Source organism: Labrys sp. WJW (genome assembly GCF_001676615.1).
In the GTDB taxonomy this organism is placed as follows: domain Bacteria; phylum Pseudomonadota; class Alphaproteobacteria; order Rhizobiales; family Labraceae; genus Labrys; species Labrys sedimenti.
Genome location: NZ_LYXZ01000054.1, coordinates 1 through 25,040 on the forward strand (window position 1 = coordinate 1; position 25,040 = coordinate 25,040).

Consider the following 25,040-nt stretch of genomic DNA (forward strand, 5'->3'; position numbering starts at 1 on the left):
GTTTTGCGATTAGACGGAATCATCTCGAATCGCAAAGACGCGTCGAACCAAAGAGCGAGAGCAAAACAGCGTTTCCGTCTAAACGCGCTTTGCTCTAGAGGGGGCCGGAGGTTCGCGCCGACTCCCTTGGGGTGTTCCCGATGCCTTGCGGCACATGGAATGGGTTTAGCCGATCCGCATCGAGAGCTCGACATCCTCGCCGAAGGGCGTCGACAGATAGCCCCGGGCCGGCGAGCGTACGCGGGCGAGATAGTCGGGGCTGTAGTCGGCATTGTCGGCGACGACGAGGGCGCCGGGCCTGAGCCGGCTCTCCAGCAGATCGAGGATCTCGGGATAGAGGGCCTTAGCGCCGTCGAGCAGGACCAGATCGATCGACTCGGGCAGGTCGATGCCCAGCGTGCGCAGTGCATCTCCCTCCCGGATCTCGACGAGATCGAGCACGCCACCGGCGGCGAGGTTCCGCCGGGCTCGTTCCAGCTTGGAGGGCTCGAACTCGCTGGTGATCAGGCGCCCACCGCCATTGTCCCGCAGCGCCGCGGCCAGATGCAGGGTCGAGATGCCGAACGAGGTCCCGAATTCGACGATCGTGCGGGCTCGGCAACTGCGGGCCAGCATATAGAGCAGCAGGCCGGTTTCGCGGGAGACGGCGAGCGGTAGGTCCTTCAGGCGGCCGTAGAGGTCGAGATATTCGGTCTTGCTGCGCATCAGCCGCTCGCGTTCCGGGCGGGAGAGTTCGGCCATAGCGGGGATCGTTGTCGGCGAAGCGGCATCGGCTTCTTCGAACAGGCGGTCCAGCAGAGGACCGATCGGTGCAGCGGTAAGGGTTGTCATGGGAGTCTCGGGTCTGGGATGAGCGCGTTCTTGCGTTGGGCTAAAAATACGACTAATTCGTCGTATTCACCATTCGCATTGCCCGGCACTCCGATGACAGACCGTCGAAGTTCTTCTGTTTCCTCACGAAAGCAGCCCCGGCAGACCCGCTCGACCGAGCTGGTTGCCGCGATATTGGAGGCTGCCATTCAGGTTTTGCGCAAGGAGGGTGCGCAGCGCTTCACCACCGCACGGGTGGCCGAAAAGGCCGGCGTCAGCGTCGGCTCGCTCTATCAGTATTTCCCCAACAAGGCGTCGATCCTGTTTCGGCTCCAGAGCGACGAATGGCGGCAGACCAGCGCGTTGCTGCGCGGCATCCTGCAGGATGGCGGCAAGCCGCCGTTCGAAAGGCTGCGCATCCTCGTGCATGCCTTCATCCGTTCGGAATGCGACGAGGCCGCGGTGCGGGTGGCGCTCGACGATGCCGCGCCGCTCTACCGCGATGCCCCCGAAGCGGAGGCCGCCAGGGCGGCAGGAGACGGCATCGTCGAGGCCTTCATGCGGGAGGTCCTGCCGAAGGCGTCGGAAACGGTGCGAGCCCTGGCCGGCGACCTCATCAGCGCGACGTTGAGTGCGGTAGGCAAGCAGTTTTCGGAAAGCCCTCGGACGCAGGCCGAGATCGAGGCCTATTCGGAGGCGATGGCCGATATGTTCTGCGCCTATCTCGAACGCCTCGGCGCGGGCTGAGGCCCATCGTGTCAAGAGGACCGCGCGCCGAGGAGAAGGCCTTGTCGGCCGCGGCCGATTGAGCGATTGCTTCCCTAACGCCTTTTTGCGAGCCTCGTCATGAATCTCCGCCGCGCCACCAGAACCGAGATCCCGGCTATCACCACCTTGCAGCAGGCCGCCTATGCTCCCTTGAAGCAGCGCATCGACATGGCCCTGCCGCCGCATGATGCCGATTTCGCCGCCCTGTTCGAGACGATGGAGATCTGGGTGTCCGGCCCGTCCGAGGCACTGGAGACGGCCCTCGTCATCGAGCCGAAACCCGACCACCTTCTGATCTGGAGCCTTGCCGTGGCGCCGGCGCGCAAGGGCCATCGCCTGGGGTCGACCCTGCTCGATTTTGCCGAAGAGCGTGCCCGGCATGACGGCCATGGGCTCGTGCGGCTCTACACCAATGAACGTTTCACCGAGAACGTCGCCTGGTACCAGCGGCGCGGCTATGCCATCGAGCGGATCGAGGAGCGCCCCGACCGCCGGATCGTGCACTTCAGCCGCGACGTCGCGGGTGCCGCAGCTTATACCAAGGGACGAAATCCTTAACCGTCATTGCCGGCCGAACTGTTCGCGAGCGCAGCGAGAGAGGGCGAGGTCTCCTCACAAGCTTTGCTTGTGAGTGGAATCCAGGGGCCATTGGACGCGACTTGTCGCCCCTGGATCCCCTTCCCGGGGTCTTCGACCCCGCCGGGGATGACAACGTCCTCGCGCGGGGATGAGGCAGTCATTTGGCGAGACGATATTAGTCCAGCCTCATCGGCCGGCCACCAGGACCGGATCGTTGCGATAGACTGCCGGGAAGAGCTGCCGCAGCGCGGCGACCTTGGGCAGGTCGTTGATGGCGATATAGGGCTGGGTGGGGTGGCGCGTCAGATAGTCCTGGTGATAGGCCTCCGCCGGAAAGAAGCCCTGCAGTGGCGCGATGCGGGTCACGATCGGGCTGGCAAAGGAATGGGCGCCGTCGAGCTGGCTGACATAGGCGGCGGCGATACGGGCCTGTTCCGCGCTGGTGGTGAAGATCTGCGAGCGATATTGCGTACCGCTGTCGGGGCCCTGGCGGTTGAGCTGCGTGGGATCATGCGCCACCGAAAAATAGATCTGCAGGATCTGGCCATAGGAGATCTGGCGCGGATCGAAGCGGATGCGCACTGCTTCGGCATGGCCGGTGGACCCGGTCGAGACAGTTTCGTATCTGGCGGTGCCGGCCGTGCCGCCGGCATAACCCGAAACCGCCGAGCTGACGCCTTTCACATGTTGGAACACGCCCTGCACGCCCCAGAAGCAGCCGCCCGCCAATACTGCCATCTCCGAGGCCGCGCCCGGGCGGCTATCGAGGGTGGGGGGCGATACCAGGCGCGGCGCTTCCTCGGCGCTCGAGGCTGAAAACCACAAGCCGGTGCCGAGGCTGGCCGCCAGGCCCGCCGCCATGAACAGAATGCCGCGCCGTTTCATCATCGTCCTCCATCCATCGGATTGCCTGTGATTATACGAGCGGATGGGGAGGCTTCGTTACGCCTCACGCCGATTTGAGGCAGGCGCGGGTGCCCGTGACGGCGACGTGATCAGCCCCGGAAGGCCTGCAGGAGCTCGGAGAGCGCCGGTCCGATGGCAGCCAGTTCCTTCAGATGAGTTTCCGACAGGGTCTGCAGCTTCTGACGGCCGGCCTCGCTCAGCCGCACCAGCACGCGCCGGCCATCCGCCGGATCGGCCATGCGTTCGACCAGGCCGAGCTTGCCGAGCCGGTCGACCAGCTCGACCACGCTGTGGTGGCGCAGGATCAGGATCTCGGCCAGTTCGCCGATCGAAAGCGCACCGTCCTGCGACAGGCCGGCGATGGCGAGCAAGACCTGGTGCTGCTGGGCCGTCAGTCCGGCAGCGCCGGCTGCCGCTTCGCTGAACACCAGGAATTTGCGCAAGGCATGCCGGAATCGCGCCAGGGCGGCGTAGTCAGGATCTTGCTGCCGCATTGTGTCCATGGTTCCGCGATTCTCCTGTCTGCTGCACTCTCTACGAAAATCCGTTGACTTGCGCAAAATATATCGTATTGCGATACAAAATTCAGCCGGGTTATCCCCCGACAGATGGATATCAGCGACATGACGACTTCGACTCTGGGCACGCCCGGGCAGGATGCCGAGGCGGGAACCCGCGAATTGCCGGCGCGCCTGGGCGACTTCACCACGGATCGGCGGGTGATCCTCCTGATGGCGATCGCCGTCTTCGTCGGAACGGCTGGCGTGGGCGCGGCCTTCGTGCTGCTGCGCCTGATCACACTGTGCACCAACATCGCCTATTACGGCCGGTTCTCGCTGGAGAACCTGCCGATCTCCGGCACGCCGCTGGGCTGGACCGCTGTGTTCGTCCCGGTGATCGGCTGCCTGATCATCGGCCTGATGGCGCGCTATGGCTCGGAGAAGATCCGCGGCCACGGCATTCCCGAGGCGATGGAGGCGATCCTGATCGGCAAGAGCCGGATCAATCCCAAGGTGGCGGTGCTGAAGCCGCTCTCCTCGGCGATCTCGATCGGCTCGGGCGGCCCCTTCGGCGCCGAAGGCCCGATCATCATGACCGGCGGAGCCATCGGCTCGCTCGTCGCGCAGATGATCCATCTCAGTGCCAATGAGCGCAAGGCCCTGCTGGTCGCCGGCGCTGCGGCGGGCATGACGGCGGTGTTCGGCACCCCGATCGCCGCCGTGCTGCTGGCGATCGAGCTGCTGCTGTTCGAATGGAAGCCGCGCAGCTTCCTGCCGGTGGTGGTCGCCGCGTCGGTGGCGGCGGCCGAGCGCGGCCTGCTGCTGGATCCCACGCCCCTGTTCGGCTTCACCGGCCATATGGCGCTGACCTTACCGGGCTTTCTCGGCTGGGTCGTGATGGGCATTGTTGCCGGACTGGGCTCGGGCATCCTGACCGCCATGGTCTATGCCAGCGAGGATTTCTTCCACCGCCTGCCGCTGCATTGGATGTGGTGGCCTCTGTTCGGCGGCCTCGCCATCGGTATTGGCGGGCTGTTCGACCCGAGCGCGCTCGGGGTGGGCTACGACAACATCCGCCATCTCCTCTCGGGCGAGATGGCCGTCAAGGCCGTGCTGCTGCTTCTGGTGGTCAAATCCCTGATCTGGTCCATCTCGCTTGGCTCAGGCACCTCCGGCGGCGTGCTGGCGCCGCTGATGATGCTCGGCGGTGCGCTCGGCACCCTGGCGGGCCTGGTCCTGCCGCAGGCCGATCCCGGCTTCTGGGCCCTGCTCGGCATGGCGGCGATGATGGGCGGCACCATGCGCGCACCGCTGACGGCGACCTTGTTCGCGGTGGAGCTCACCGGCAATCTCGGCGTGCTCCTGCCGCTGCTCACCGCCTGCGGCACGGCCTATGCCACCACCGTGCTGACCATGAAGCGTTCCATCCTCACCGAGAAGATCGCCCGTCGCGGCCACCACATCTCGGGTGAATATCACACCGATCCATTCGACCTCGCCCGCGTGGCCGATCTGATGGTGCGCGAGGTCGATACGCTGCCGGCGGCGATGACCGTGGCGCGGGCCGTCGCCTTCTTCACCAGTGGAGAGCCTTGCCACAAGAGCTATCCGGTCGTCGATGCCGAGCGGCGCGTGGTCGGCATGGTTTCGCGCGCCCACATCCTCGACTGGTCGGTGCATGCCTCGGAGGACGACGACATCCAGTCCCTGTCGCTGCAGGAGATCTTGGAGGGGCAAGACCTCGAGATCGGCTATGCCGACGAGCTGGCCGGTGCGCTCGCCGATCGCATGGCGATCGCCGATATCGGCCGGGTGCCTGTGCTCGATCGCCAGAGCGGCGGCCTGGTCGGCCTGATCGCGCGCAAGGACCTGCTGCAGGTCAGGGCGCACAGGCGTGCGGAGGAGCACGACCGCGGCGTGATGATCCGGCTGCGGGCGCGCGGCGAGCGGGGGATTTGATACCAACCTGCCTGAAGTTTGACACACCAACTTCGCCCGCAATGACGAGCAGCCATATACACCCGATTGTGACTCTTCCCCGGAAAGCCCGTCAGAAGAACAGGTCGTATTCGCGCGGACTCAGCACCGAGAGGAAATCCTCGTGCTGGCCATGGACCAGGTGGGCGTAGGTCTCCAGATAGCGCTTGGAGAAATATTCCTTCAACAGGCTGGCCCGCGCCAGCCGGCGAGCGGCCTCGAAGACGTCGCCGGGCAGGCCGGGATCGCGGGTGAAGCCGGCATGCTTGCCGACCACGGGCGCATCCGGTTCGAGCTTTCGCGTGATGCCGTAATGGGCGGCGGCAAGGATAGCCGCCAGCACCAGATAGGGATTGGCATCGGCGCCCGCGACGCGATGCTCGATGCGCCGTCCCGGGCCCTTGTCGGTGGGGATGCGCAGGGCGACGGTGCGGTTGTCCTCGCCCCATTTGCGGTTGACCGGTGCGAACAGCCCGCCGAAGCGGCGGAAAGAGTTGTGGTTGGGCGCGAAGAAGGCGAGTGACTCAGGCATCAGCCGCTGCATGCCGGCGATGGCATGGCGGATCATCTGCTCGCCGGTCGCCGGATCGGCGAAGAGATTGCGGCCGTCGGCGTCGCACAGGCTGACATGCACGTGCAGGCCCGACCCGGCCTCGTCCTCATAAGGCTTGGCCATGAAGGTGGCGTCCCAGCCCTCGGCACGCGCGGTGCCGCGGATCAGGCGCTTGAGCAGCACGGCGTGATCGCCGGCGAGCACCGCATCATCCGTATGATGCAGGTTGGTCTCGAACTGGGCGACGCCCATCTCGGCGATGATGCTGCCCATCGGCACGTTCTGCGCCCGTGCCGCATCGTCCGCCCTGGCCGACCACAGCGCGACTTCCTCCAGTGTCAGCACGGAGAGATTGGTCGGCGGGCCGAGCGGGCGGCCGGTGCGCTTGAGGATCGGCGGGCGGATGCGGCCGTCGGCCTCGCGCGTACCGTCGGTGAGGAAGAACTCGTATTCGCAGGCGACGGTGGGATGGAACCCATCGGCGGCGAGCCGGGCGAGGATGGTCTTGAGCAAATGGCGGGGGTCGGTCCACAGCGGCTCGCCCGTGACGGCGTAGGAGATGTCGAGCATGACCTGCGCCGTCGGCACGGCCGCCCACGGCATCGGCTTCAGCGTGCCGGGGATCGGCACGCCCTTGGCATCGGGATCGCCGTCGTCCCAGCCGATGCCGCCGGAACCGTAGCCGTCATGCCTCGCATCGAGCACATAGGGAGCGGCGGAAAAGCCCATGCCGGAGCGGTAGAGGCTGTCGATTTCCTCGATCGGCAGGCGCTTGCCGAAGCCGTAGCCGGTCAAATCGGGGGTAAAGGCTTCGATGAAACGGGTATCGGGGTGGGCGGCAAGAAAGGCGGCGACTTCGGGGTGACGGGAAGCGCTGGTGTCGGCGGACATGGGGAGGGGTCTCGATGGGGTTCCACAGAACGCGCCCGCCGCTGCGCCGTCAAGCCCCCTCAGCTTGCGGTCGACGGCCGTGCGCAGTTCTCGCGGGCATTCTGAAAAACGGCGAGCTCGGTGCCCTGCATGTCGACCTTCAGCATGTCGATGTCCGAGATCACCGTCAGGTCGTCGAGGCGGCTGGTGCGCACTGGGACGTGGCCGACCACCTTCGCATCGGGCATGAAATAGGAAAACATCTCCAGCGCGGGGTGAGCAGGCTGCTCCAGCCCGAATAGGCGCGGAGATCGAGGTAGTTCTCGCCGCCGTTGCCGATGGTGTGGGCTAGATGGCTCATAGCCGGGTTTGAGCCGGCTTATCCAGAAGCCACGAGCATAACCGGGCGCCAGGCTGGATTGCGGGTCAAGCCCGGCAATGACAAAGCCCCTGCGAACTCGAATGAGGCTGCAGCGAACCTCGGCGATCCAAGCCTTCAATTCTACCAGTGGCCCTGCTGCTTCAGGCTGGTCTCGACATCGCCGACATAATTGTACTGGCCCAGATGCTGCAGCTTGGATTGTGAATCGATCCAGACCTTGCCGCCGATGTCGCGCCAGCGCCGGCAGAACGCGTAGTCCTCCGACAGATAGCGCCCGGAATCGGGATCGACCATGCAATCGAAGAACAGCCAGTGCAGCGGCTTGAGCGGATTGTCGGGCGGTCCGTCCGGCGTGTAGTTGAGATGGGGATAGGCCTGCATCAGCCTGGGGAAGACATGGCGCTTGATCACCATGAAGCCGGTGGGCGCTTCCGAGACCTCGATGAAGCCTTCATCGTCGACATGCTGGCCGATCGGCGACTTGCCGTGGTCGACGGGATTGAAGGCATAGCGTGCATAGCGGATCTCCACCTCTTCCTTGCTGAGGCCGCCAGGCAGCGGCTCCGGCCAGGCCAGCGACTTGATCGGATAGACCCCGCCGGCCACATCACGATCGGCGAGCAGCAGGCGGATCACTTGCTGGGTGGTGAAGGAAATGTCTGAATCGATCCAGAACAGATGCGTATAGGATTCGTCCTGCATGAATTTCAGCACGACCATGTTGCGTCCGCGCGTGATCAGGCTTTCCGAATGCATGTGCAGCACGGTCTTCAGGCCGAGCTGCGTGGCATCGCAGGCCAGGCCGTACATGCTGACCACATAGTTCATGCTGACGGCTGAGATATAGCAGGGCGTTGCGAACAACACCTTCATCGACTGGAGGGCTGAAATATCGAGCATGACCTGCTTTTCGAATAAGGCCGGGCGGGGCGCCTGATGGCGAGAGAAGTGGCTCGTTTGGCGATTAGAGCAGGTTGGAAATGCGAATCAAGCCATTCCCTGTCGTCATACGCAACCGTCACGCAGGACCTTCCTGTCTTGCCAGGCTCGTTGCGGCGGCATGGCCGGGGGCGGCATGCGGCACGATAGCGTCGGGGAGCGGCGAGAGGGCCTACTCGGTGGAGGGGCGTGATGGCTGGCCTGTCCTGCCCCTTCAGCTGACGGGACGGCGACGAGCCTTGCCAAGGCGAAGTTCCGAGAAACCGGGGGCGTTTGTCCCGTGTGGGTTCAGCAAAGGGCGGCGAGATCCTGCCTGAGGCGGATGACCTGGCCGCCCGCCAGATTCGCTTCGAGCCCGGCATGGCTTTCCTGCCAGATCGGCACGGCCCGCGCCAGGAGGGAGCCTCCCGCCTCTGTGAGCGCGAGCAGGCGGGAGCGCCGGTCCGCCGGGTCGCGCAATACCTGCACCAGGCCGCGAGCCTCGAGGCGCTTGAGCGCAGCGGTGAGGGTGGTGCGGTCCATGGCCAGCAGCGCCGCTACCGGCCCCATCGGCGGCGGGGCAGGGCGGTTGAGCGCCATCATCAGCGAAAACTGGCTGTTGGTCAGCCCGACCGGGCGCAGGGCGTCGTCGAAACGGCGAGCCAGTGCCCGCGCCGCGCGCTGGACGTGCAGGCACAGGCAGGTGTCGCGCACGAGCAGGGTCGTCGCGAACGGAACGAGGGGCTCCTGTTCGCCTGCCATGTCCGGCGGCTCCGCCTCATCGAGGCCGGGCTGGGATGACAAGCGCCGATGGTCGGTGTGTTTTGACATGCGCTAATAATGTTGATATCAACTTATTTAGTCAAGCTATCCAAGAACTGCTGCAGGGAGGTCGACATGTCAGCCCACCAGGTCGTGTCTCGGAACGAATGGCTGACGGCGCGTAAGGCGCTGCTGATCAAGGAGAAGGAGGCGACGCGGGCGCGCGACCGGTTGAATGCCGAACGCATGGCGTTGCCCTGGGTCAAGGTCGACAAGGCCTATCTGTTCGACACGCCGGAGGGGCGGCGCACGCTCGCCGAACTGTTCGAGGGCCGCAGCCAGCTGATCGTCTACCATTTCATGCTGGGTCCCGACTGGGATGCCGGCTGCACCGGCTGCTCCTTCCTGGCGGACCATCTCGACGGGGCGCTGGCTCATCTCAACCACCATGACGTCACGCTCACCGCCGTCTCTCGTGCCCCGCTTGCCAAGATCGAAGCCTACAAGGCACGCATGGGCTGGCGTTTTCCCTGGGCGTCTGCCTTCGGCAGCGATTTCAATTTCGACTATCACGTCTCCTTCAGCCGGGAAGACCTGGCCGGTGAGGAGATCGTCTATAATTTTACCAGCCAGCCGAGCGCCCAGGGCCACGACGAACTGCCTGGGTTGAGTGCCTTTTACAAGGACGAGCAGGGCGAGGTGTTTCACACCTATTCGAGCTATGCCCGCGGCCCCGAGGAACTGATCGGCACCTTGATGATCCTCGACCGCGCGCCGAAGGGACGGAACGAAGCCTCGACCATGGATTTCGTGCGGCGGCACGACGAATACCAGGACAAGCCTGCCGCGCATGCCTGCTGCGGCTGACGCCGCCTCTCGATGACTTTCGCCAGGGGGCTGTAATCGGCCCGCCATGGTCTCGGCCTATCGTCCTCTGCCAAGAAATCTATTCAGCAACCTGATCCGAAACCCGGCATCCAAGGGAGCCCGTCATGTCCGTCACACATGGAAGCTTTGTCTGGTACGAATTGATGACGACGGATGTGAAGGCGGCGGCGACCTTCTATACCGCCGTGCTGGGCTGGGAGGCAGCCGATTCCGGCATGCCGGGCCTCACCTACACGCTGTTCTCCAACAAGGGTGCGCTCGTGGCCGGCCTGATGGACATTCCGCCCGATGCCGTCGCCCGTAATGTGCCGCCGAACTGGACCGGCTTCGTCGCCGCTGACGACGTCGATGCCTCAGCCGCCGAGGTGGTGAAGCTCGGAGGCCAGGTTCATCGTGCGCCGGACGACATTCCCGGCGTCGGCCGCTTTGCCATTGCCGCCGATCCCTATGGTGCCGTGTTCGGCCTGTTCAAGGGGCAGGGGGATCCGCCGGAAATGCCGGGCCTGGGCACGCCCGGCCATATCGCCTGGCGCGAACTGCATGCCGGCGATGGCCCCGGCGCCTTCGAGTTCTATTCCAGGCTGTTCGGCTGGGAGAAGCACCAGGGCCTCGATATGGGACCGATGGGTGTCTATCAGCTCTACGGCCAGAACGGCACTGATTATGGGGGCATGATGACCCGCACCAAGGACATGTGCGGGCCGATGTGGATCTATTACATCCAGGTCGACAATATCGACGAGACGGCCAAACGTGTCACCGACAATGGCGGCAAGATCCTGATGGAGCCGATGGAAGTGCCCGGCGAGATGTGGGTGATCCAATGCCGTGATCCGCAAGGAGCCCTGACGGCGATGGTCGGGCCGCGTTCCTGACCGTGCCAGCCAATGCGAATGACGGCGAGGCCCCGGAAGCGATGACGGGGCCTTTGTCGTGCGCCATCATGTCCTTGCTCGATTTGTAAGACAAGAATTGCCTCAATTTGTAAGACAAGAACTTGCCTCACCTCGGCAAAGGCCTTATCGCTAGGCTGAGAAACGGCGGATTCGAGCCGTCCTTCGAGCCCGGAACGGGCATCATGAGACAAGAGGTGCGGCGCGATGCGCAGGGCTTCGGCTGGCGTTATTCGGTCGCGGGGAAATGACGAGGCGAGGCGATGAAAGTCCTGATCCTGGGTGCGGCAGGTATGGTTGGCCGCAAATTGCTGGAAAGCATGAGCCGCGACGGCAAGCTTGGCGGCAGGGCCGTCAGCGAGGCTTTGCTCAGCGACGTCGTGCTGCCCCAGGTTCCCGCCGGTTTGCCGTTCGCCTGCAGCGCCAGCCAGGATGACCTGCCCGTGCCGGGCACGGTCGAGCGTCTGATCGGCGCGCGCCCCGACGTGATCGTCCATCTCGCCGCGATCGTCTCGGGTGAGGCGGAAGCCGATTTCGACAAGGGCTATCGCATCAACCTGGAAGGTACCCAGCGCCTGTTCGAGGCGATCCGCCAGGCTCATGGTGATGCCAGGCCGGGCGAGGGCTATTATCCGCGCGTGATCTTTTCCTCCTCCATCGCCGTGTTCGGGGCCCCCTTCCCGGAGCGCATCGGCGATGAGTTCTTCAACACGCCCCTGACCTCCTATGGCACGCAGAAGGCGATCGGCGAGCTGCTGCTGGCCGACTATAGCCGCCGCGGCTTCTTCGACGGCATCGGCATCCGCCTGCCCACCATTGCGGTGCGCCCCGGCAAGCCCAACAAGGCAGCCTCCGGGTTTTTCTCGGGCATTCTGCGCGAGCCGCTGAACGGGCAGGAAGCCATCCTGCCGGTCTCGGACGACGTGCGTCATTGGTTCGCCAGCCCGCGTTCAGCGGTCGGCTTCCTCCACCATTCCGCTGCAATCGATACGGCCCGCCTGGGCGCACGCCGCAACCTTTCCATGCCTGGCCTTTCCGCCACGGTGTCCGAGGAGATCGAGGCCCTGCGCCGGGCGGCCGGCGACAAGGCCGTGGCGCTGATCAAGCACCAGCCTGATCCCGTGATCGAGAAGATCGTGGCGGGTTGGCCGCGCGATTTCGACACGGCGCGTGCCCTCGAACTCGGCTTTGTCGCCGATCGCGACATGGATGCCATCGTGCAGGCCCATATCGAGGACGAGCTCGGCGGCAAGCTGCCGACCCTCTGAGCCGGTGCTTGCCTGGAGCAAAGCGCGTTCATGCTTGAATGCGCTTTGCTCTCACTCCCTGGTTCGACACGTCTTTGCGATTTGGTGATTTCGCCAGATCGCAAAACGCTTTAGGTCTTGGCGCTACCCTTCGATCCATTCCATTCCCTGAGAGTTCCCTCGGCATGTCCGCACCCGATCTTCTGATGCCCAAGCCCATGCTTGCCCAAACGGTCGAGGCCCTGGACCAGGCCTTTACCGTGCACAAGCTCTGGCTGGCGGATGATCCCGACGCGGTGCTGGCGAGGATTGCCGACCGGGTACGCTTCCTTGCGGCCGGCGGCCATGCCCATGTCGACGAAGCGCTGATCGCCGCTTTACCCAAGCTCGAAATCATCGCCAATTTCGGCGTCGGCTATGATTCCGTCGATGCCGCCGCGGCGGCACGGCATGGCGTCGTGGTCACCAACACGCCCGAAGTCCTCAACGAAGACGTCGCTGATCTCGCCATGGCCTTGCTGTTGGCGACCATCCGCGAAGTACCGCAGGCCGACCGCTTCCTGCGGCAGGGCCGATGGCTGAACGAAAACTATCCGCTGACGCCGGCGACGCTGCGTGGGCGCACACTCGGTATCGTCGGCCTGGGACGGATCGGCAAGGCGATCGCCCGCCGCGCCGAGGCCTTCGGCCTGAAGATCGCCTATTACGGGCGCCGGCGCCAGGCGGATGTGGCCTATGCCTACCACTCCAGCGTGAAGGCGCTGGCGGAGGCGGTGGATACGCTGATGATCATCGTCCCCGGAGGGGCGGAGACGCGCCATCTGGTCGATGCCGAGGTGCTTAAGGCGCTCGGCCCCGAGGGCGTGCTGATCAATGTCGCCCGCGGTTCCGTCGTCGACGAGAGCGCCCTGATCGAGGCGTTGCGCAATCGCACCATTCTCGCGGCGGGGCTCGACGTCTTCGCCGGCGAACCGCATGTGCCCGAAGCGCTGGTGGCGCTGGACAATGCGGTGCTGCTGCCGCATGTCGGCTCGGCTACCATTCACACCCGCCGCGCCATGGGCCAGCTGGTGGTCGACAATCTCGTCTCCTGGCGCGATGGCAAGGGGCCGCTGACGCCGGTGTCCGAGACGCCCTGGCCCCGACAGAAGGCCTGACGGCCGACAGCTCCAACTACAGACAAGACAAGCAGGCTCCGCCGGACCATTGGCCCGGCGGAGCCTGCTTGTCTTGTCTGGGGAGATTTTCGTCTCGTTGCATGGCATGCCACCTGCAAGCAAAACGGGATACCGGATAGGAGTTTTTCCGAACTCGTTCCGGCATCGATGTGCGGAGGCGGTGAAACGGTAAGTCTTATATTGCCACATGGAAACTATTTTATCTGCGAAGAGACGCGTGTGGGGCCTTTTGCTAACAGATAGAGGTTTCGCGTATTAATTTTATGTGTTCCAATTATAAAACACCAAAATAGACTTTTATTTTGTTGGTATGTTAATTCACTATACCCTTATGGGTAGTCGATTCTTTTGTGTAAGCTATGAAGCTTCGGATGTGTCTTTTGAGTGACACATATTCGCCAAAATGTTTTCTGTCGGTACCAAGGTAGAGAAACTCTATTGTGGCGCTTTCTAGAATATCGCACCTTCACTGCGACGATTCACGTGGCGGCCAAGTGCTTCTCAAGCATGCGCCAAGTTTGGTCGGCCGTTGTGAATGGGGTGACATGACGAGAAACCCCATCCACGCAAGTAAAAAATGTCCCGGAGGGGGTTTTGATGACGATTAAATCCGCACTTCTCGGCGCTGCTGCAGGCATCGCCGCCATCGGCGCCGCCCAGGCTGCCGACCTGCCCATGACCAAGGGCGAGGCCGTCGAATATGTGAAGGTCTGCTCCGCCTTCGGTCCCGGCTTCTTCTACATCCCCGGCTCCGACACCTGCCTGAAGATCGGCGGCGAGATCCGCGCCGACTATCGCGTGTTTGGTGGCGACCGGGTAGGCATCAATTCGGCTCCGACATCAATCAACAATGTCTTGACCAATGTTGGGCAGAGCCGGAATGATGATCGCTCGGCCTTCAACACTCAGGCCCGCATCTGGTTCGATGCCCGCACCGAGACCGAATGGGGTCTGCTGCGCTCCTACTTCCAGATCAATGCCGACTCGCATCCGATTTCGGCTCAAGGACGTGGCGGCATTTATAACGGCAATACCTTCACGATCGACAAGGCCTTCATCCAGTTCGGTGGCTTGACGGCTGGTTATGCCCATTCGTTCTTCGGCTTCTACGATAACGAGTATGGCGATACGATCTGGGCACCCTACTACTCAGAAACCAGCACGGTTAACCTCATCGCCTACACCGCTCAGTTCGGTGGTGGCTTCAGCGCCACGCTGTCGATCGAAGACGGTCGTGACCACCGTGTTAACGACGTTGGCTTCGCTGGCACGGCCCTCGGCTTCGGTCTTACCGGCGTGGACATCAATCTGCAGGGCGGGCAGCAAATCCCGGACGTCGTTGGTCAATTGCGCTATGACTCGACTTGGGGATCCTTGGCCCTCCAAGGAGCTCTTCACCAGCTGCGCTCACCAGAAACTGTTGATGTGACGGTGACGTCGGGCGGCAACACTGGCACTCTTTCCATCCCGACGACTCACGACAACAAGTACGGCTTTGCCGTTGGCGGTACTGCTCTCATTAAGATACCGGCCATCGATGGTGGGCATTTTATCGTTGAAGGTCAGTATGCTGATGGCGCCACCGAATATCTCGGTGTCAAGAACAGCCTCGGCACGCTCATCGGCTTGTCGGATCTCTTCCCCTCGTCGATCGGGCCAGGCGGTATTACGGGCTATGACAGAACCAAGGGCTGGTCGATCGTAGCCGAACTCGGTGGCAATATCACGCCGCAGCTCAACGCTAATCTTGTGGGTAGCTACATCGACGTGAAGGCCGATGGCATCCTGCGCAACGTTGCCCCGGGTATCGATATTTCGCTCAAGGAATACACCATCGCGGGCAATCTGACCTATACGATCGTCAAGGGCCTCTCAGTGGCAGGCGAAGTATCCTATACCCACACCAAGCAGGAAGTTGGCATCGGGCCGCTCGGATCTGCGGATGGCTCCGCTAACTCTTGGCAGGGCGGAGTTCGCCTGAAGCGCACCTTCTGATCCAAACCGGACGATCTGAGAGCGGGGCCCGGCGCGAGCCGGGTCCCGCTTGGCCTATTGTGCTTGCAGTCCTGAAGTTGTGCTGTGCGTTTTGGCAACGTCCTCAAGAAATTGTGATGTTACGATTTTGATCTGTAACGCTGAATGCATTCCGGTATGGTAACGTATATTGGAGTGCCTTACGTATAGAAGTTGAAGTCCAGTGCATTTTGCGGAGTCTCCCCGGTTCTGGAGAAGTCGCGATGAAATATTTGAGAATGTTTGCTGAAAGAGTTCCAGGCAATGTAGCGCGATCTCACAAGGCGTGAAGTGAGTGAAGAAATGCAGGAAAGAGCGAGCCGTCCCTTCCAGAAGAACTCCACATCGCTCCAGATCGACTGGAAGCGATTTGGTGACGATTTGCGGAATGTGCGCGCAGCGCGCGGGCTGACCTATCGACAGTTCGGCGCGCTTACGGGCGTGACCTTCAGTACGCTGGCGCGTCTCGAATCCTCCTACCTGCCCTGCAACGCCGAGACCTTCATGACTCTGGCGGTGGAGATGGGGCGTGATCCCCTGGCCTATGTGATCCGCAGCAATGCCAGTGTGAGCGGCGTGCTCGTACAGGAGACGGATGCAGCGTGATTGAGGTTCTGCGGAAGCAGGACCAAGCATGCGCTGTTGCTGGAGCGGTAAAGCTGGTAGGGTCCCGCATCCCTTTCGTCGATTTGCCGCTTCATGCTCGATCGTTCCACGCCGGTTCCCCTCTATTTTCAACTCGCCGAAACCTTGAGGGCCGGAATCTCGCAAGGCCTCTACGCCGCTGGTGAGAGACTTCCTTCCGAACATGAGCTGTGTGCCCGTTACGACATCTCGCGCAGTGTCGTGCGCCAGGCCCTGCAGTCGCTGGCGTTGCAGGGGCTGATTGAGACCGAGCGCGGCCGCGGTGCTTTCGTGCGCGAACGCAAGGTGCCGATCAATCTAAGCCAACGCCTCGACCCGCTGCGGGAGGATCTGGCGCGGGCCGGTTTCAAGCTGAGCACGAAGATCCTGGCGCAACGCCTGATCGAGGCTCCTGCGGCCATCGCAGAACGCATCGGCGATGCCAGGGCCGTGCTGGTCGAGCGCCTGCGCTATGCCGATGGCGAGGTGCTGCTTCTGGTGCGCAACTATCTGCCCTATGGCCGGGTGCCGGGGTTGCTGACCCATCCCGGCCTGGACCAGGTCTCGCTTTACGAGTGCCTTGAGCGGGATTTCGGCGTCATCGTCTCCAGCGGGCAGCGCACCGTGGAGATCGGTACGGCCGATGCCGAGATAGCCGGCCATCTCGGGCTCGAGCCGGGGTCGCATGTGCTGTTCAACCGCGAACTGACTTATGACCAGGAAGGCAGGCCGGTGGAATACTACGAATCCTGGCACCATCCAGATCGCACGCGCCTGACCATCGAACTGCATCGGGCGCGCTGACGTCCTGCTCAGGCGCCGACCGGCAGCAGCGTCCTGGCCCGTGCCGCCACGGCCTCGGCGGTGAGACCGAAATGCCGGTAGAGCAGCGGGCCGGGCGCGCTTTCCCCGAAGGCGTCGATGCCGATCACCGCGCCGGGGCCGCGCAGGAACTGGTACCAGTAGATCGACGAGGCGGCCTCGACGAACAGGGTGGGAATGCCGGGCGTCAGCACGGTGTCGCGATAGGCCATGGGCTGGCCGGCAAAAAGAGCAGCGTTGGGGATCGACACCACCCGTGCGTGAATGCCCTCTGCCTCCAGATGCGCAGCCGCTTCGACGACGAGCCCGAGTTCGGAGCCGGTTCCGACAAGGACGAGATCGGGACGCTGTGCCGGTTCCGAGAGCACATAGCCGCCGCGCCGGATCGCCTGCCGGTGCTCCTGGATGTGCGTGATGGCCGGAGTGTCCTGGCGCGCGGCGACGATGACGCTGGGTCCCTGGCGACCCACGGCTTCTTCCCAGGCCAGCAGCGCTTCGAGTTCGCTGCCGGGGCGCCAGAGCGACAGGCCGGGAATAGCGCGCAGGGCGAGGAGCTGTTCCGCCGGCTGGTGGGTCGGGCCGTCCTCGCCGACCCCGATGGAATCATGGGTGTAGAGAAAGATCGCCTTTAGCTTCATCAAGGCCGCGAGGCGCACGGCGTTACGGGCATAGTCGCTGAAAACGAGATAGGTCGAGCCGAAGGGGATCAGGCCACCATGGGCCGCCATGCCGTTCATCGCGGCGGACATGCCGAATTCACGCACGCCATAATGGATGAAATTGCCGGCGAAATCCCCCGGCAGGATCGATTTGGATGCCGCGGTCCAGGCCAGAGTGGACTGGCTGAGATCGGCCGAGCCGCCGATCAGCTCCGGCAGCAAGGCGGTGAAACGGGCAAGCACCTTGCTGGACGCCTTGCGCAGGGGCTGGCGGGCCGGCGGTTCCGCCAGCAGGGCATCGGCATAGGCCGCCACCGCTGGGGCAAGAGCGGCTGGCGCCTCGCCGGCCATGCGGCGCTGCAGTTCGGCAGCAAGATCCGGATGGGTTGCCCGGTAGCGGGCGAACAGAGCCTCCCAGGCTGCCTGCCTGTCCGCTCCGCGCTCGCGTGCATCCCAGCCGGCACGGATGGGAGAGGGCACTTCATGGGGCGGATAGGACCAGCCCAGCGCTTTGCGGGTGGCGGCCGCTTCGGCGGCGCCCAGCGGGGCGCCATGAACTTCTTCCTTGCCCTGCTTGGTGGGCGCACCGAAACCGATGATGGTGCGGCAGCAGATCAGGCTCGGCTTGTCGTGGACCCCACGTGCTTCCTCGATCGCCGCCTCGACCGCGCCGGCGTCATGGCCGTCGACATCAGCGACCACGTGCCAGCCCAGAGCCCGGAAGCGGGCGGGTGTGTCGTCGGCGAACCAGGTTCTGACGTCGCCGTCGATCGAGATGCCGTTGTCATCGTAGAAGGCGATCAACCGGCCGAGACCGAGTGCACCGGCGAGCGAGGCCGCCTCCTGTGCCACCCCTTCCATCAGGCAGCCGTCGCCGACAAAGACATAAGTGTGATGGTCGATGACGGGAAAGCCGTCGCGGTTGAACTCGGCCGCGAGCTTGCGCTCGGCGAGCGCCATGCCGACGGCATTGGCGAAGCCCTGGCCGAGCGGACCGGTGGTCGTCTCCACGCCGGGCGTGATGCCGTATTCGGGATGGCCCGGCGTCCTCGATCCGGGCTTGCGATGGGCCTTGAGCTCCTCGAGCGGGAGATCGTAGCCCGACAGATGCAGCAGGGAATAGATCAGCATCGCGCCATGGCCGTTCGACTGCACGAAACGGTCGCGGTCGATCCAGGCCGGGTCGGCCGGATTGTGCTTGAGGAAGCGGTTCCACAGCACCTCGGCGATATCGGCCATTCCCATGGCGGTGCCGGGGTGACCGGTGCCGGCGGCCTCGATGGTATCGACGGTCAGGAAGCGGATGGCGTTGGCGAGGTCGCGCTGAGAGGGAGCGGGGCGTTCGTCGAAACTCATGGCGTTTCCTGTTCGGTCGGCAGCCCGATCTGCAGCGAGCCGGTCTGCATCTTGTAATCCTGTCCGTACAAGTATGGTGAATAGGCCAAGCTGTCAAACGCTGTTGCGTCCCGCCTGGGATGGCTTGGCCGCACACTATGACCAAAGTGGATGACCGCTTCGGCTGAAGCCATCCTTACCCCAGGAACTACAGTCGCAATCCTATTGCTCGACCGTCATTGCGAGCGAAGCGAAGCAATCTAGAGGCCCAAAACGAGACATTAGTGGCTTCTGGATTGCTTCGCTTCGCTCGCAATGACGCTGGAAATCACTTGGAAATCAAATTTCAAATATCCTAGCCCTTCACATAGCGCCGCCAGGGATGCTCTTCGCGAAAGCCCAGCAAGTCTCGGGCTTTCTTGTTGGACAACAGCGTCTCGTATTCGCCGAGCGTGCCCTTGACCGGTACCCCGGGATAGAAACGCTGGAGCAACTCGGCGGTCGGCAGATTGGACGAGGTCTCGTCGTTGACGGCGTTGAAGACCTGGAAGCCGAGGCCGTCCTTCTCGATGGCGAGCCGGGTGATCTGGCCAAGGTCGCGCGCATCGATATAGCTCCAGGCGATGCGCTTGCGGAAGCCGGGATCGGCGAACCATTTGGGGAAGTTCTCGGTGTAGTCCTCGGGAATGATGACGTTGCCGATGCGCAGCGCGTAGATGTCGATGCCCTCGCGCAGGGCAAAGGCCCGGGCTGTCTTCTCGTTGACGACCTTGGAGAGGGCGTAGCTGTCCATCGGATCGACGTCATAGTCCTCGTCGAGCGGGAAATAGGCGGGATTGCGGTGCTCATGGGCGAAGACGACGCCATAGGTCGTCTCGCTGGAGGCAATCACGACCTTGGGGATGCCGAGCTTGATCGCCGCTTCGATGACGTTGTAGGTGCCGAGCGCATTGACGCGGAACACCTCGTTGTCAGGCACGATCATGATACGCGGAATGGCGGCGAAGTGGACGACGGCATCGACCTTTTGCGGGCGCAAGGACGCGTCGAACTCGTGCGTGCCCATATAGCTCGACAGGGCGTTGAAGACCTGGCCGGCATCGGTGATGTCGGCGATCAGCGTGCGCACGCGCGGATCGTCCAGCGGCCTGGTGTCGATGTTGAGCACTTCATAGCCGTGGTCGAGGAGATCCTTCACCACATGGCGACCGGCCTTGCCGCTGCCGCCGGTGAACATGATGCGCTTGGCCATTATCCGCTCCCTCTCATCCTGTCATAGTATTTTGTATGACAATAGTGGGAGGAGCCTGAAGCGCAAGGGCTACCTTGGGGTTGTGCCTCGGCAGGGGAGTCATCCTAGCGGTCTTGATGCTTGACCGATCAAGCACCGTCATTGCGAGCGCAGCGAAGCAATCCAGAGTTGGAAAACGCGGCCGCGGCGGCACCTGGATTGCTTCGCCAAGCCAATCCTGCGGATTGGCAGAGCTCGCAATGACGCTTGAGCCAAGTATCTGGGCCAAGTATCACCGCCAGCGGCATCACCCCTTCTTGATGATCACATAGCCGAGCACCAGCGAGATCGCGGTGGCAAAATAGATCGACAGCGATTGCTCGACGAAGCGCATCCAGAACAGATGGATGGCGATCAGCAGGACCACGGCGATGAAGCCGCGGTCGAAGCCATTGGTGTGGATCGGCAGGAAGCCAGTCTTTTCGACGGGGGGCTTTTCGAGCTCTTCATCCTGCTTGTCGAGATTGACGAACTGGTTCATGGCCTCATCCCTTCACGGCGCCGAAGGTCAGGCCGGCGACGATATGGCGCTGCACCACGCCGAGGATCACCAAAGCCGGGATCAGCGTCAGCATGGCCGTGGCGGCGAGCTGGCCCCAATTGGTGCCGGTGACCGAGACATATTCGGCGAGCAGCGTGGTGATGGTGCGGGCCTCCACGCTGGTGAGGGTGGCGGCCAGCAAATATTCGTTCCAGGCGAAGATCCAGGTGAGGATCATGGTGACGGCGAGGCCCGGCCTGGCGAGAGGGTAGATCACCTTGGCCAGGAGCTGGAAGGTCGAGGCGCCGTCGATGGTGGCGGCCTCGTCGAGTTCCTGCGGGATGGAGTCGAGCACCGGGCGCAATGTCCACACCGCGAAAGGCAGGTTGAACACGCAATAAAGCAGCACAAGGCCGATACGGGTGTCGAACAGCTTCCAGTCGCCGACGACGAAGACCTGCGTATAGAGCAGGAAGAGGGGCAGCAGGAACACCGCGGGCGGGGCCATGCGGTTGGTGATGGTCCAGAAGAAGACGTTCTCCTTGCCGACCAGCTTGTAGCGCGTCAGCGCATAGGTGGCGAGAAAGCCGAGCAGGGTCACCAGAAAGGCATTGGAGGTGGCGACGATGACCGAATTCAGCATGTATTTCTGCAGGTTCGGATCGGTCAGCGCGTTGGCGTAATTGTCCGGGAAGAAGGAGGTCAGCAGGAAGCTCGGCCTGCCGAAGAGCTCGACGCGGCTCTTGGCCGAGACCACGAACAGCCAGTAGATCGGCGCGAGCGTGATCAGGCTGAGCACGATCCAGAGCAACAGGCTGACGAAGACATTGGGCTTGCGCATCACTCGGGCCTCCTGAGGTCGCGGCGGGCCACCAGGGCCGAATAGAGCAGCCAGCACATCACGATGGTGAGGTAGAGCACCAGCACGGACATGGCGCCGCCATAGCCGTAATCCTTCTTGGGAAACACCACGCGGTAGATATAGAGGCCGACGAAGCGGGTGGCATCGCCCGGGCCGCCCGAGGTCAGCATGAAGATCTCGTCGAAGGTGCGCAGGGCATCCATCAGGCGGATGAAGACGGTGGCGAGGATCGCCGGCTTCAGCATCGGCAAGGTGATGTGCCAGAAGATCTGGAAGCGGCTGGCGCCGTCGATCTGCGCCTGCTCGAAAGGATCCTTGGGCAGGGACGAAAGGGCGGCGAGCAGGGTCAGCGTCACCAGCGGCGTCCAGTGCCAGATGTCCATGATCACCACGGCGGTGAAGGCCTGGTCGGAAAAGCGGCTGATGTTGAGATCGTAGCCAAACCAGCTGCGCAGATAACTCGGTACCGGGCCGAGGCCGGGCGTCAGTAGCAGGCGCCAGATCGCGCCTACGGCGATCGGTGCGATTACCAGCGGCAACGTATGGATGGTGCGGAAGAAGCCCTTGCCGGGAAAGTCACGCATGAAGAGCTGGGCGAGGAAGTAGCCGAGCACGATCTCGCTGACCACGGCGAAGAAGCCGAATTTCAACGTGCCCCAGATCGACTTGAGAAAGTCGGTGTCGAAGACGAGGGCGCGGAAATTGTCGAGCCCGTTGAAATGCATGGTCGGATCGGCAGCGAAGCTGTTCCACTGCGTGAAGGAGACCACCATCACGTAGATGAACGGCACGATACCGAACAGAGCGAGGATGAACAGGGTGGGTGCCAGCAGCAGCCAGCCGGTTGTCGACGATCGCATGAGGGTTCCTTCACCCGCGAGGCAGTAAAGGATGACGGCGCGGCCTCCGCTGAGCCGGAAGCCCCGCCGCTCTCTATGGTGGATCGGAACCGCCTCGGGCGGTTCCGGCTGGCCTGCTACTTGCGATAGCCCAGCTTCTTGAGTTCGGCTTCCGTCGTGGCGGCCATCTGGTCGAGGGCGTCGGAGGCCGAAAGGTCGCCCGTGATCGCCTTGTAGAAGATCGAGGCGGTCGCTTCACGCACCTGGGCGTGGAAGGGATAGGGCGGGGCGCCGGCAAAGAGCTTGCCGTCCTTCTTCATCAGCGAATAGTAGCCGTTGGTTTTCTCGTCCTGCGCCTTCACCTTGGGGTCGTCATAGGTCGCGGTGTGGGTGATGCGCGAGCCGGCGACGGCCCAATCGGCCTGGACGCTCTCCTGGGCGATATATTGCAGGAAGAGCAGGGCGGCCTCCTTGTTCTTGGAGGCATAGGAGATGCCGAAGGCGCCGCCGTCATAATAGCCGATATAGCCCTTGCCGGCTTCCGCGGCCTCGATCACGCCGGGAGAGGTCGGTGGCAGGGCGACGCCCACCTTGCCCACCACCTTGGACTTGGAGGCATCGGTGGCGATCCAGGCAGCATTCTCGCCATAGACGAGACCCTGGGCGGCACGGCCGGCCGCGAAGGTGGCCGCGACTTCGTCCCAGGTGCTGGCGGTGGATTCGGGCGGGGCGTCCGGTAAGAGGCTCAGCCAGTATTCCAGGGCCTTCTTGGCCTCGGGGCTGTTCATCGAGCCGCCATTGGCGACGGTGGCGGCATAGTTCTTGGAAGCGTCGATGCCCCAATTATAGACGCCGAAGGTCGGTGCGACGCTTTCGAAGAATTCGTACCAGGAGGCGGGATGGCCGGTATTGGCCTGCACCGTCGAGCCCCACAATTCCTCGCCCTTGTCCTTGCCCCATTCGGTGAAGAAGTCGGCGATGGCCTTGTAGTCCTCATGGGTCTTGGCGGGGGCGAGATCCTTGCCGGTCTTCTTCTTGTAGGCTTCCTTCACCGCCGGATCGTCGAACAGATCCTTGCGATAGAGGTAGATCTTGATGAAGGCTTCCATCGGCACGCCGTAGAGGTCGCCCTTGTCGTCCTTGAAGTAGTTGGCGAAGCTGGTGAACTTCGCAGGATCATAGTCGGGTGCCTTCAGCGCCGGCTTGTCGGCAAGGGTCTTGGTGATGTCGACCAGGAAGTTGCGGGCCAGATAGCTGTAGATGATGTCCTGCTCGATATAGACGAAGTCATAGACGCCGGTCTTGGCCTCCATGTCCTTGATCGCCTTGTCGTACATCTGGTCCCAGGAGGTGGCTTCGAACTCCACCTTGATGCCGGTGGCCTTGGTGAAGGCGGGACCCAGCACGTTCTTGACATAGTTGGAGGGCGGCGTGCTCTCCGAAATGCCGTGGATGGTGACGCCCTGGAGGTCCTTGGACGCGTCGGACCAGAAATCGGCGTAGGCGGAGGTGGTGGCGAGCAGGACGCTGACCGTCAGTGCGGCGAGGCCGGCTCCTATCTTCCTGTACATCTGGTTTCTCCCTGGAAATGGCTTGTTTCTTATTGCCCGCGTGGCGACGGGGGAGGCGCCCGAGCCACGTCTTGGGGGCGCCCTTCATTTTGTTGCGCATTTCCACAAACTGAGTCAATGGGCAAGGTCACGCGCAAGGCCAAGTTGTATGAGGAATCTCGCGCAAAGTCATCCCTAAAATATGATGAACCTTCTCCATATTATGAAGAAGGTTCGTCGCGATTCCTCACTGAGGCGAATGAGCGGTGCCACTGGCCTCAGTCGGGCAGAGGGATGTGTTCGGCGCGATCGTCCGGTGGCAGATCGAACAGGCCCTGGCCCCAGTTCTGGGCCTGCCATTGCGCCTTGGCCTCCTCGATGCGCTCCTTCGAGGAGGCGACGAAGTTCCACCAGATATAACGCGGCCCGCCAAGCGTGGCGCCGCCCAGGATCATCAGGCGGGCGCCCTGGTCGCCGGCCGCCACGGTGATGGCGTCGCCGGGGCGGAAGACCATCATCTGCCCGGCCGCGAAATCCTGGCCGGCGATGGAGACGGAGCCCTGCGTGATGTAGAGGCCGCGGTCCTCATGATTGTCCGGCATGGGGAGTCTTGCGCCGGGAGAGAGGATGACGTCGCCGTAGAAGGTTTCCGAGAACATTGTCGCCGGCGCCTTCTCGCCATAGGCGTTGCCGAGGATCAGCTTCACGCTGACGCCGTCGCTTTCGATCACCGGCAGGGTCTCCTTGCCGTGATGCTCGAACATCGGCGCCATGTCCTCATGGGTTTCCGGCAGGGCGATCCAGGTCTGGATGCCGAACAGGCTGCTGGGGCCGCGACGGGCTTGCGCCGAAGTCCGTTCCGAATGGGTGACCCCCCGCCCGGCCACCATCCAGTTCAGGGCGCCGGGGTGGATGACCTGGTCGGTGCCCAGGCTGTCGCGATGGTGGAAATCGCCGCGATAGAGATAGGTGACGGTGCCCAGGCCGATATGGGGATGCGGGCGGACATCGACGCCCTGGCCAGTCAGGAACTCGGCCGGTCCCGCCTGGTCGAAGAAGATGAAGGGCCCCACCATCTGGCGCTTGGGGGCGGGCAGGGCGCGGCGCACCTCGAAGCCGCCGAGATCGCGCGAACGCGGCACGATCAGGGTTTCGATCGCGTCGATGCCGATAGCATCGGGGCAGCCGGGTGTCAGGGCAGGGTTCCAGCTCATTCGATCCTCCAGTCCACTTGGTGCTTCGGACGTTGTCGGCCGCAAGATCTCGAACTTTGCTCAGGCGGCCCATGACTCAGCATAGGTCCGGAGCCGTCCGCCCAAAACCCTTTTGCCGT

General features: G+C 63.2%; 24 protein-coding genes. 10 read left to right on the forward strand and 14 right to left on the reverse strand.

Annotation, left to right across the window (positions count from 1 at the left end; translation table 11 throughout):
- Nucleotides 1-165: 165 nt before the first annotated feature.
- The gene (locus BA190_RS27750; protein WP_068295692.1) at nucleotides 166-831 is read right to left on the reverse strand and encodes an O-methyltransferase; all 666 of its coding nucleotides are present in this window, start codon (nucleotides 829-831) and stop codon (nucleotides 166-168) included.
- A 93-nt stretch (nucleotides 832-924) separates the two neighbouring features.
- On the opposite strand from BA190_RS27750, the gene BA190_RS27755 reads away from it, so the two are divergent.
- Together BA190_RS27755 and BA190_RS27760 are read left to right on the forward strand one after the other, a co-directional pair.
- Nucleotides 925-1,557, forward strand: coding sequence for a TetR family transcriptional regulator (locus BA190_RS27755; RefSeq protein WP_068295694.1), 633 nt, complete (start codon nucleotides 925-927; stop codon nucleotides 1,555-1,557).
- A 99-nt stretch (nucleotides 1,558-1,656) separates the two neighbouring features.
- Nucleotides 1,657-2,136, forward strand: a complete 480-nt coding sequence (locus BA190_RS27760) for an N-acetyltransferase (protein ID WP_068295696.1) — start codon at nucleotides 1,657-1,659, stop codon at nucleotides 2,134-2,136.
- A 207-nt stretch (nucleotides 2,137-2,343) separates the two neighbouring features.
- Here BA190_RS27760 and msrA read toward each other — a convergent pair whose 3' ends face one another.
- The gene (gene msrA / locus BA190_RS27765; protein WP_156771735.1) at nucleotides 2,344-3,045 is read right to left on the reverse strand and encodes a peptide-methionine (S)-S-oxide reductase MsrA; all 702 of its coding nucleotides are present in this window, start codon (nucleotides 3,043-3,045) and stop codon (nucleotides 2,344-2,346) included.
- A 107-nt stretch (nucleotides 3,046-3,152) separates the two neighbouring features.
- Nucleotides 3,153-3,566, reverse strand: a complete 414-nt coding sequence (locus tag BA190_RS27770) for a MarR family winged helix-turn-helix transcriptional regulator (RefSeq protein ID WP_068295699.1) — start codon at nucleotides 3,564-3,566, stop codon at nucleotides 3,153-3,155.
- Nucleotides 3,567-3,686: 120 nt separating this feature from the next.
- Here BA190_RS27770 and BA190_RS27775 point away from each other — a divergent pair, with 120 nt between their 5' ends.
- Entirely contained in the window at nucleotides 3,687-5,522 is a 1,836-nt protein-coding gene (locus tag BA190_RS27775; RefSeq protein WP_082980078.1) for a chloride channel protein, read from the forward strand.
- 91 nt (nucleotides 5,523-5,613) lie between these two features.
- Here BA190_RS27775 and BA190_RS27780 read toward each other — a convergent pair whose 3' ends face one another.
- From BA190_RS27780 to BA190_RS27795, 4 genes are all read right to left on the reverse strand, one after another.
- Entirely contained in the window at nucleotides 5,614-6,984 is a 1,371-nt protein-coding gene (locus BA190_RS27780) for a glutamine synthetase family protein (protein WP_068295701.1), read from the reverse strand.
- 59 nt (nucleotides 6,985-7,043) lie between these two features.
- Entirely contained in the window at nucleotides 7,044-7,211 is a 168-nt protein-coding gene (locus BA190_RS27785) for an FkbM family methyltransferase (RefSeq protein WP_162275236.1), read from the reverse strand.
- Nucleotides 7,212-7,465: 254 nt separating this feature from the next.
- A complete protein-coding gene (locus BA190_RS27790) occupies nucleotides 7,466-8,245 on the reverse strand; it encodes a hypothetical protein (RefSeq protein WP_068295705.1) in 780 nt (259 codons plus the stop codon).
- A 327-nt stretch (nucleotides 8,246-8,572) separates the two neighbouring features.
- A complete protein-coding gene (locus BA190_RS27795; protein WP_068295753.1) occupies nucleotides 8,573-9,025 on the reverse strand; it encodes a MarR family winged helix-turn-helix transcriptional regulator in 453 nt (150 codons plus the stop codon).
- A 135-nt stretch (nucleotides 9,026-9,160) separates the two neighbouring features.
- On the opposite strand from BA190_RS27795, the gene BA190_RS27800 reads away from it, so the two are divergent.
- From BA190_RS27800 to BA190_RS27830, 7 genes are all read left to right on the forward strand, one after another.
- Complete coding sequence (locus tag BA190_RS27800) at nucleotides 9,161-9,892, forward strand: thioredoxin family protein (protein WP_068295707.1); 732 nt, start codon at nucleotides 9,161-9,163, stop codon at nucleotides 9,890-9,892.
- A gap of 125 nt (nucleotides 9,893-10,017) precedes the next feature.
- On the forward strand, nucleotides 10,018-10,788 hold the full coding sequence (locus tag BA190_RS27805; RefSeq protein ID WP_068295709.1) for a VOC family protein: 771 nt from the start codon (nucleotides 10,018-10,020) through the stop codon (nucleotides 10,786-10,788).
- Nucleotides 10,789-11,069: 281 nt separating this feature from the next.
- The gene (denD, locus tag BA190_RS27810) at nucleotides 11,070-12,074 is read left to right on the forward strand and encodes a D-erythronate dehydrogenase (RefSeq protein ID WP_068295711.1); all 1,005 of its coding nucleotides are present in this window, start codon (nucleotides 11,070-11,072) and stop codon (nucleotides 12,072-12,074) included.
- A gap of 164 nt (nucleotides 12,075-12,238) precedes the next feature.
- A complete protein-coding gene (locus tag BA190_RS27815; RefSeq protein WP_068295713.1) occupies nucleotides 12,239-13,210 on the forward strand; it encodes a 2-hydroxyacid dehydrogenase in 972 nt (323 codons plus the stop codon).
- A gap of 618 nt (nucleotides 13,211-13,828) precedes the next feature.
- Nucleotides 13,829-15,226 carry a porin gene (locus BA190_RS27820; RefSeq protein ID WP_068295715.1) on the forward strand — a complete coding sequence of 466 codons (1,398 nt, stop codon included), beginning with the start codon at nucleotides 13,829-13,831 and terminating at the stop codon, nucleotides 15,224-15,226.
- Between the two features lie 309 nt (nucleotides 15,227-15,535).
- The gene (locus BA190_RS27825) at nucleotides 15,536-15,850 is read left to right on the forward strand and encodes a helix-turn-helix transcriptional regulator (RefSeq protein WP_202908531.1); all 315 of its coding nucleotides are present in this window, start codon (nucleotides 15,536-15,538) and stop codon (nucleotides 15,848-15,850) included.
- A 93-nt stretch (nucleotides 15,851-15,943) separates the two neighbouring features.
- A complete protein-coding gene (locus tag BA190_RS27830; RefSeq protein ID WP_068295719.1) occupies nucleotides 15,944-16,672 on the forward strand; it encodes a GntR family transcriptional regulator in 729 nt (242 codons plus the stop codon).
- Nucleotides 16,673-16,680: 8 nt separating this feature from the next.
- On the opposite strand, the gene tkt is transcribed toward BA190_RS27830, so the two are convergent.
- The 7 genes from tkt to BA190_RS27865 all read right to left on the reverse strand — a co-directional run bounded on the left by tkt (nucleotide 16,681) and on the right by BA190_RS27865 (nucleotide 24,921).
- Nucleotides 16,681-18,705 carry a transketolase gene (gene tkt / locus BA190_RS27835; RefSeq protein WP_068295721.1) on the reverse strand — a complete coding sequence of 675 codons (2,025 nt, stop codon included), beginning with the start codon at nucleotides 18,703-18,705 and terminating at the stop codon, nucleotides 16,681-16,683.
- A 334-nt stretch (nucleotides 18,706-19,039) separates the two neighbouring features.
- The gene (locus BA190_RS27840) at nucleotides 19,040-19,936 is read right to left on the reverse strand and encodes an NAD(P)-dependent oxidoreductase (RefSeq protein WP_068295723.1); all 897 of its coding nucleotides are present in this window, start codon (nucleotides 19,934-19,936) and stop codon (nucleotides 19,040-19,042) included.
- A gap of 286 nt (nucleotides 19,937-20,222) precedes the next feature.
- Nucleotides 20,223-20,456 carry a DUF2160 family membrane protein gene (locus tag BA190_RS27845; RefSeq protein WP_068295725.1) on the reverse strand — a complete coding sequence of 78 codons (234 nt, stop codon included), beginning with the start codon at nucleotides 20,454-20,456 and terminating at the stop codon, nucleotides 20,223-20,225.
- A 4-nt stretch (nucleotides 20,457-20,460) separates the two neighbouring features.
- On the reverse strand, nucleotides 20,461-21,297 hold the full coding sequence (locus tag BA190_RS27850; RefSeq protein ID WP_068295726.1) for a carbohydrate ABC transporter permease: 837 nt from the start codon (nucleotides 21,295-21,297) through the stop codon (nucleotides 20,461-20,463).
- A complete protein-coding gene (locus BA190_RS27855) occupies nucleotides 21,297-22,178 on the reverse strand; it encodes a carbohydrate ABC transporter permease (RefSeq protein ID WP_068295728.1) in 882 nt (293 codons plus the stop codon). The genes BA190_RS27850 and BA190_RS27855 overlap by 1 nt, the downstream gene beginning before the upstream one ends.
- 116 nt (nucleotides 22,179-22,294) lie before the next feature.
- The gene (locus tag BA190_RS27860) at nucleotides 22,295-23,728 is read right to left on the reverse strand and encodes an ABC transporter substrate-binding protein (RefSeq protein ID WP_068295730.1); all 1,434 of its coding nucleotides are present in this window, start codon (nucleotides 23,726-23,728) and stop codon (nucleotides 22,295-22,297) included.
- Between the two features lie 257 nt (nucleotides 23,729-23,985).
- On the reverse strand, nucleotides 23,986-24,921 hold the full coding sequence (locus tag BA190_RS27865) for a pirin family protein (protein WP_068295732.1): 936 nt from the start codon (nucleotides 24,919-24,921) through the stop codon (nucleotides 23,986-23,988).
- Nucleotides 24,922-25,040: the final 119 nt, after the last annotated feature.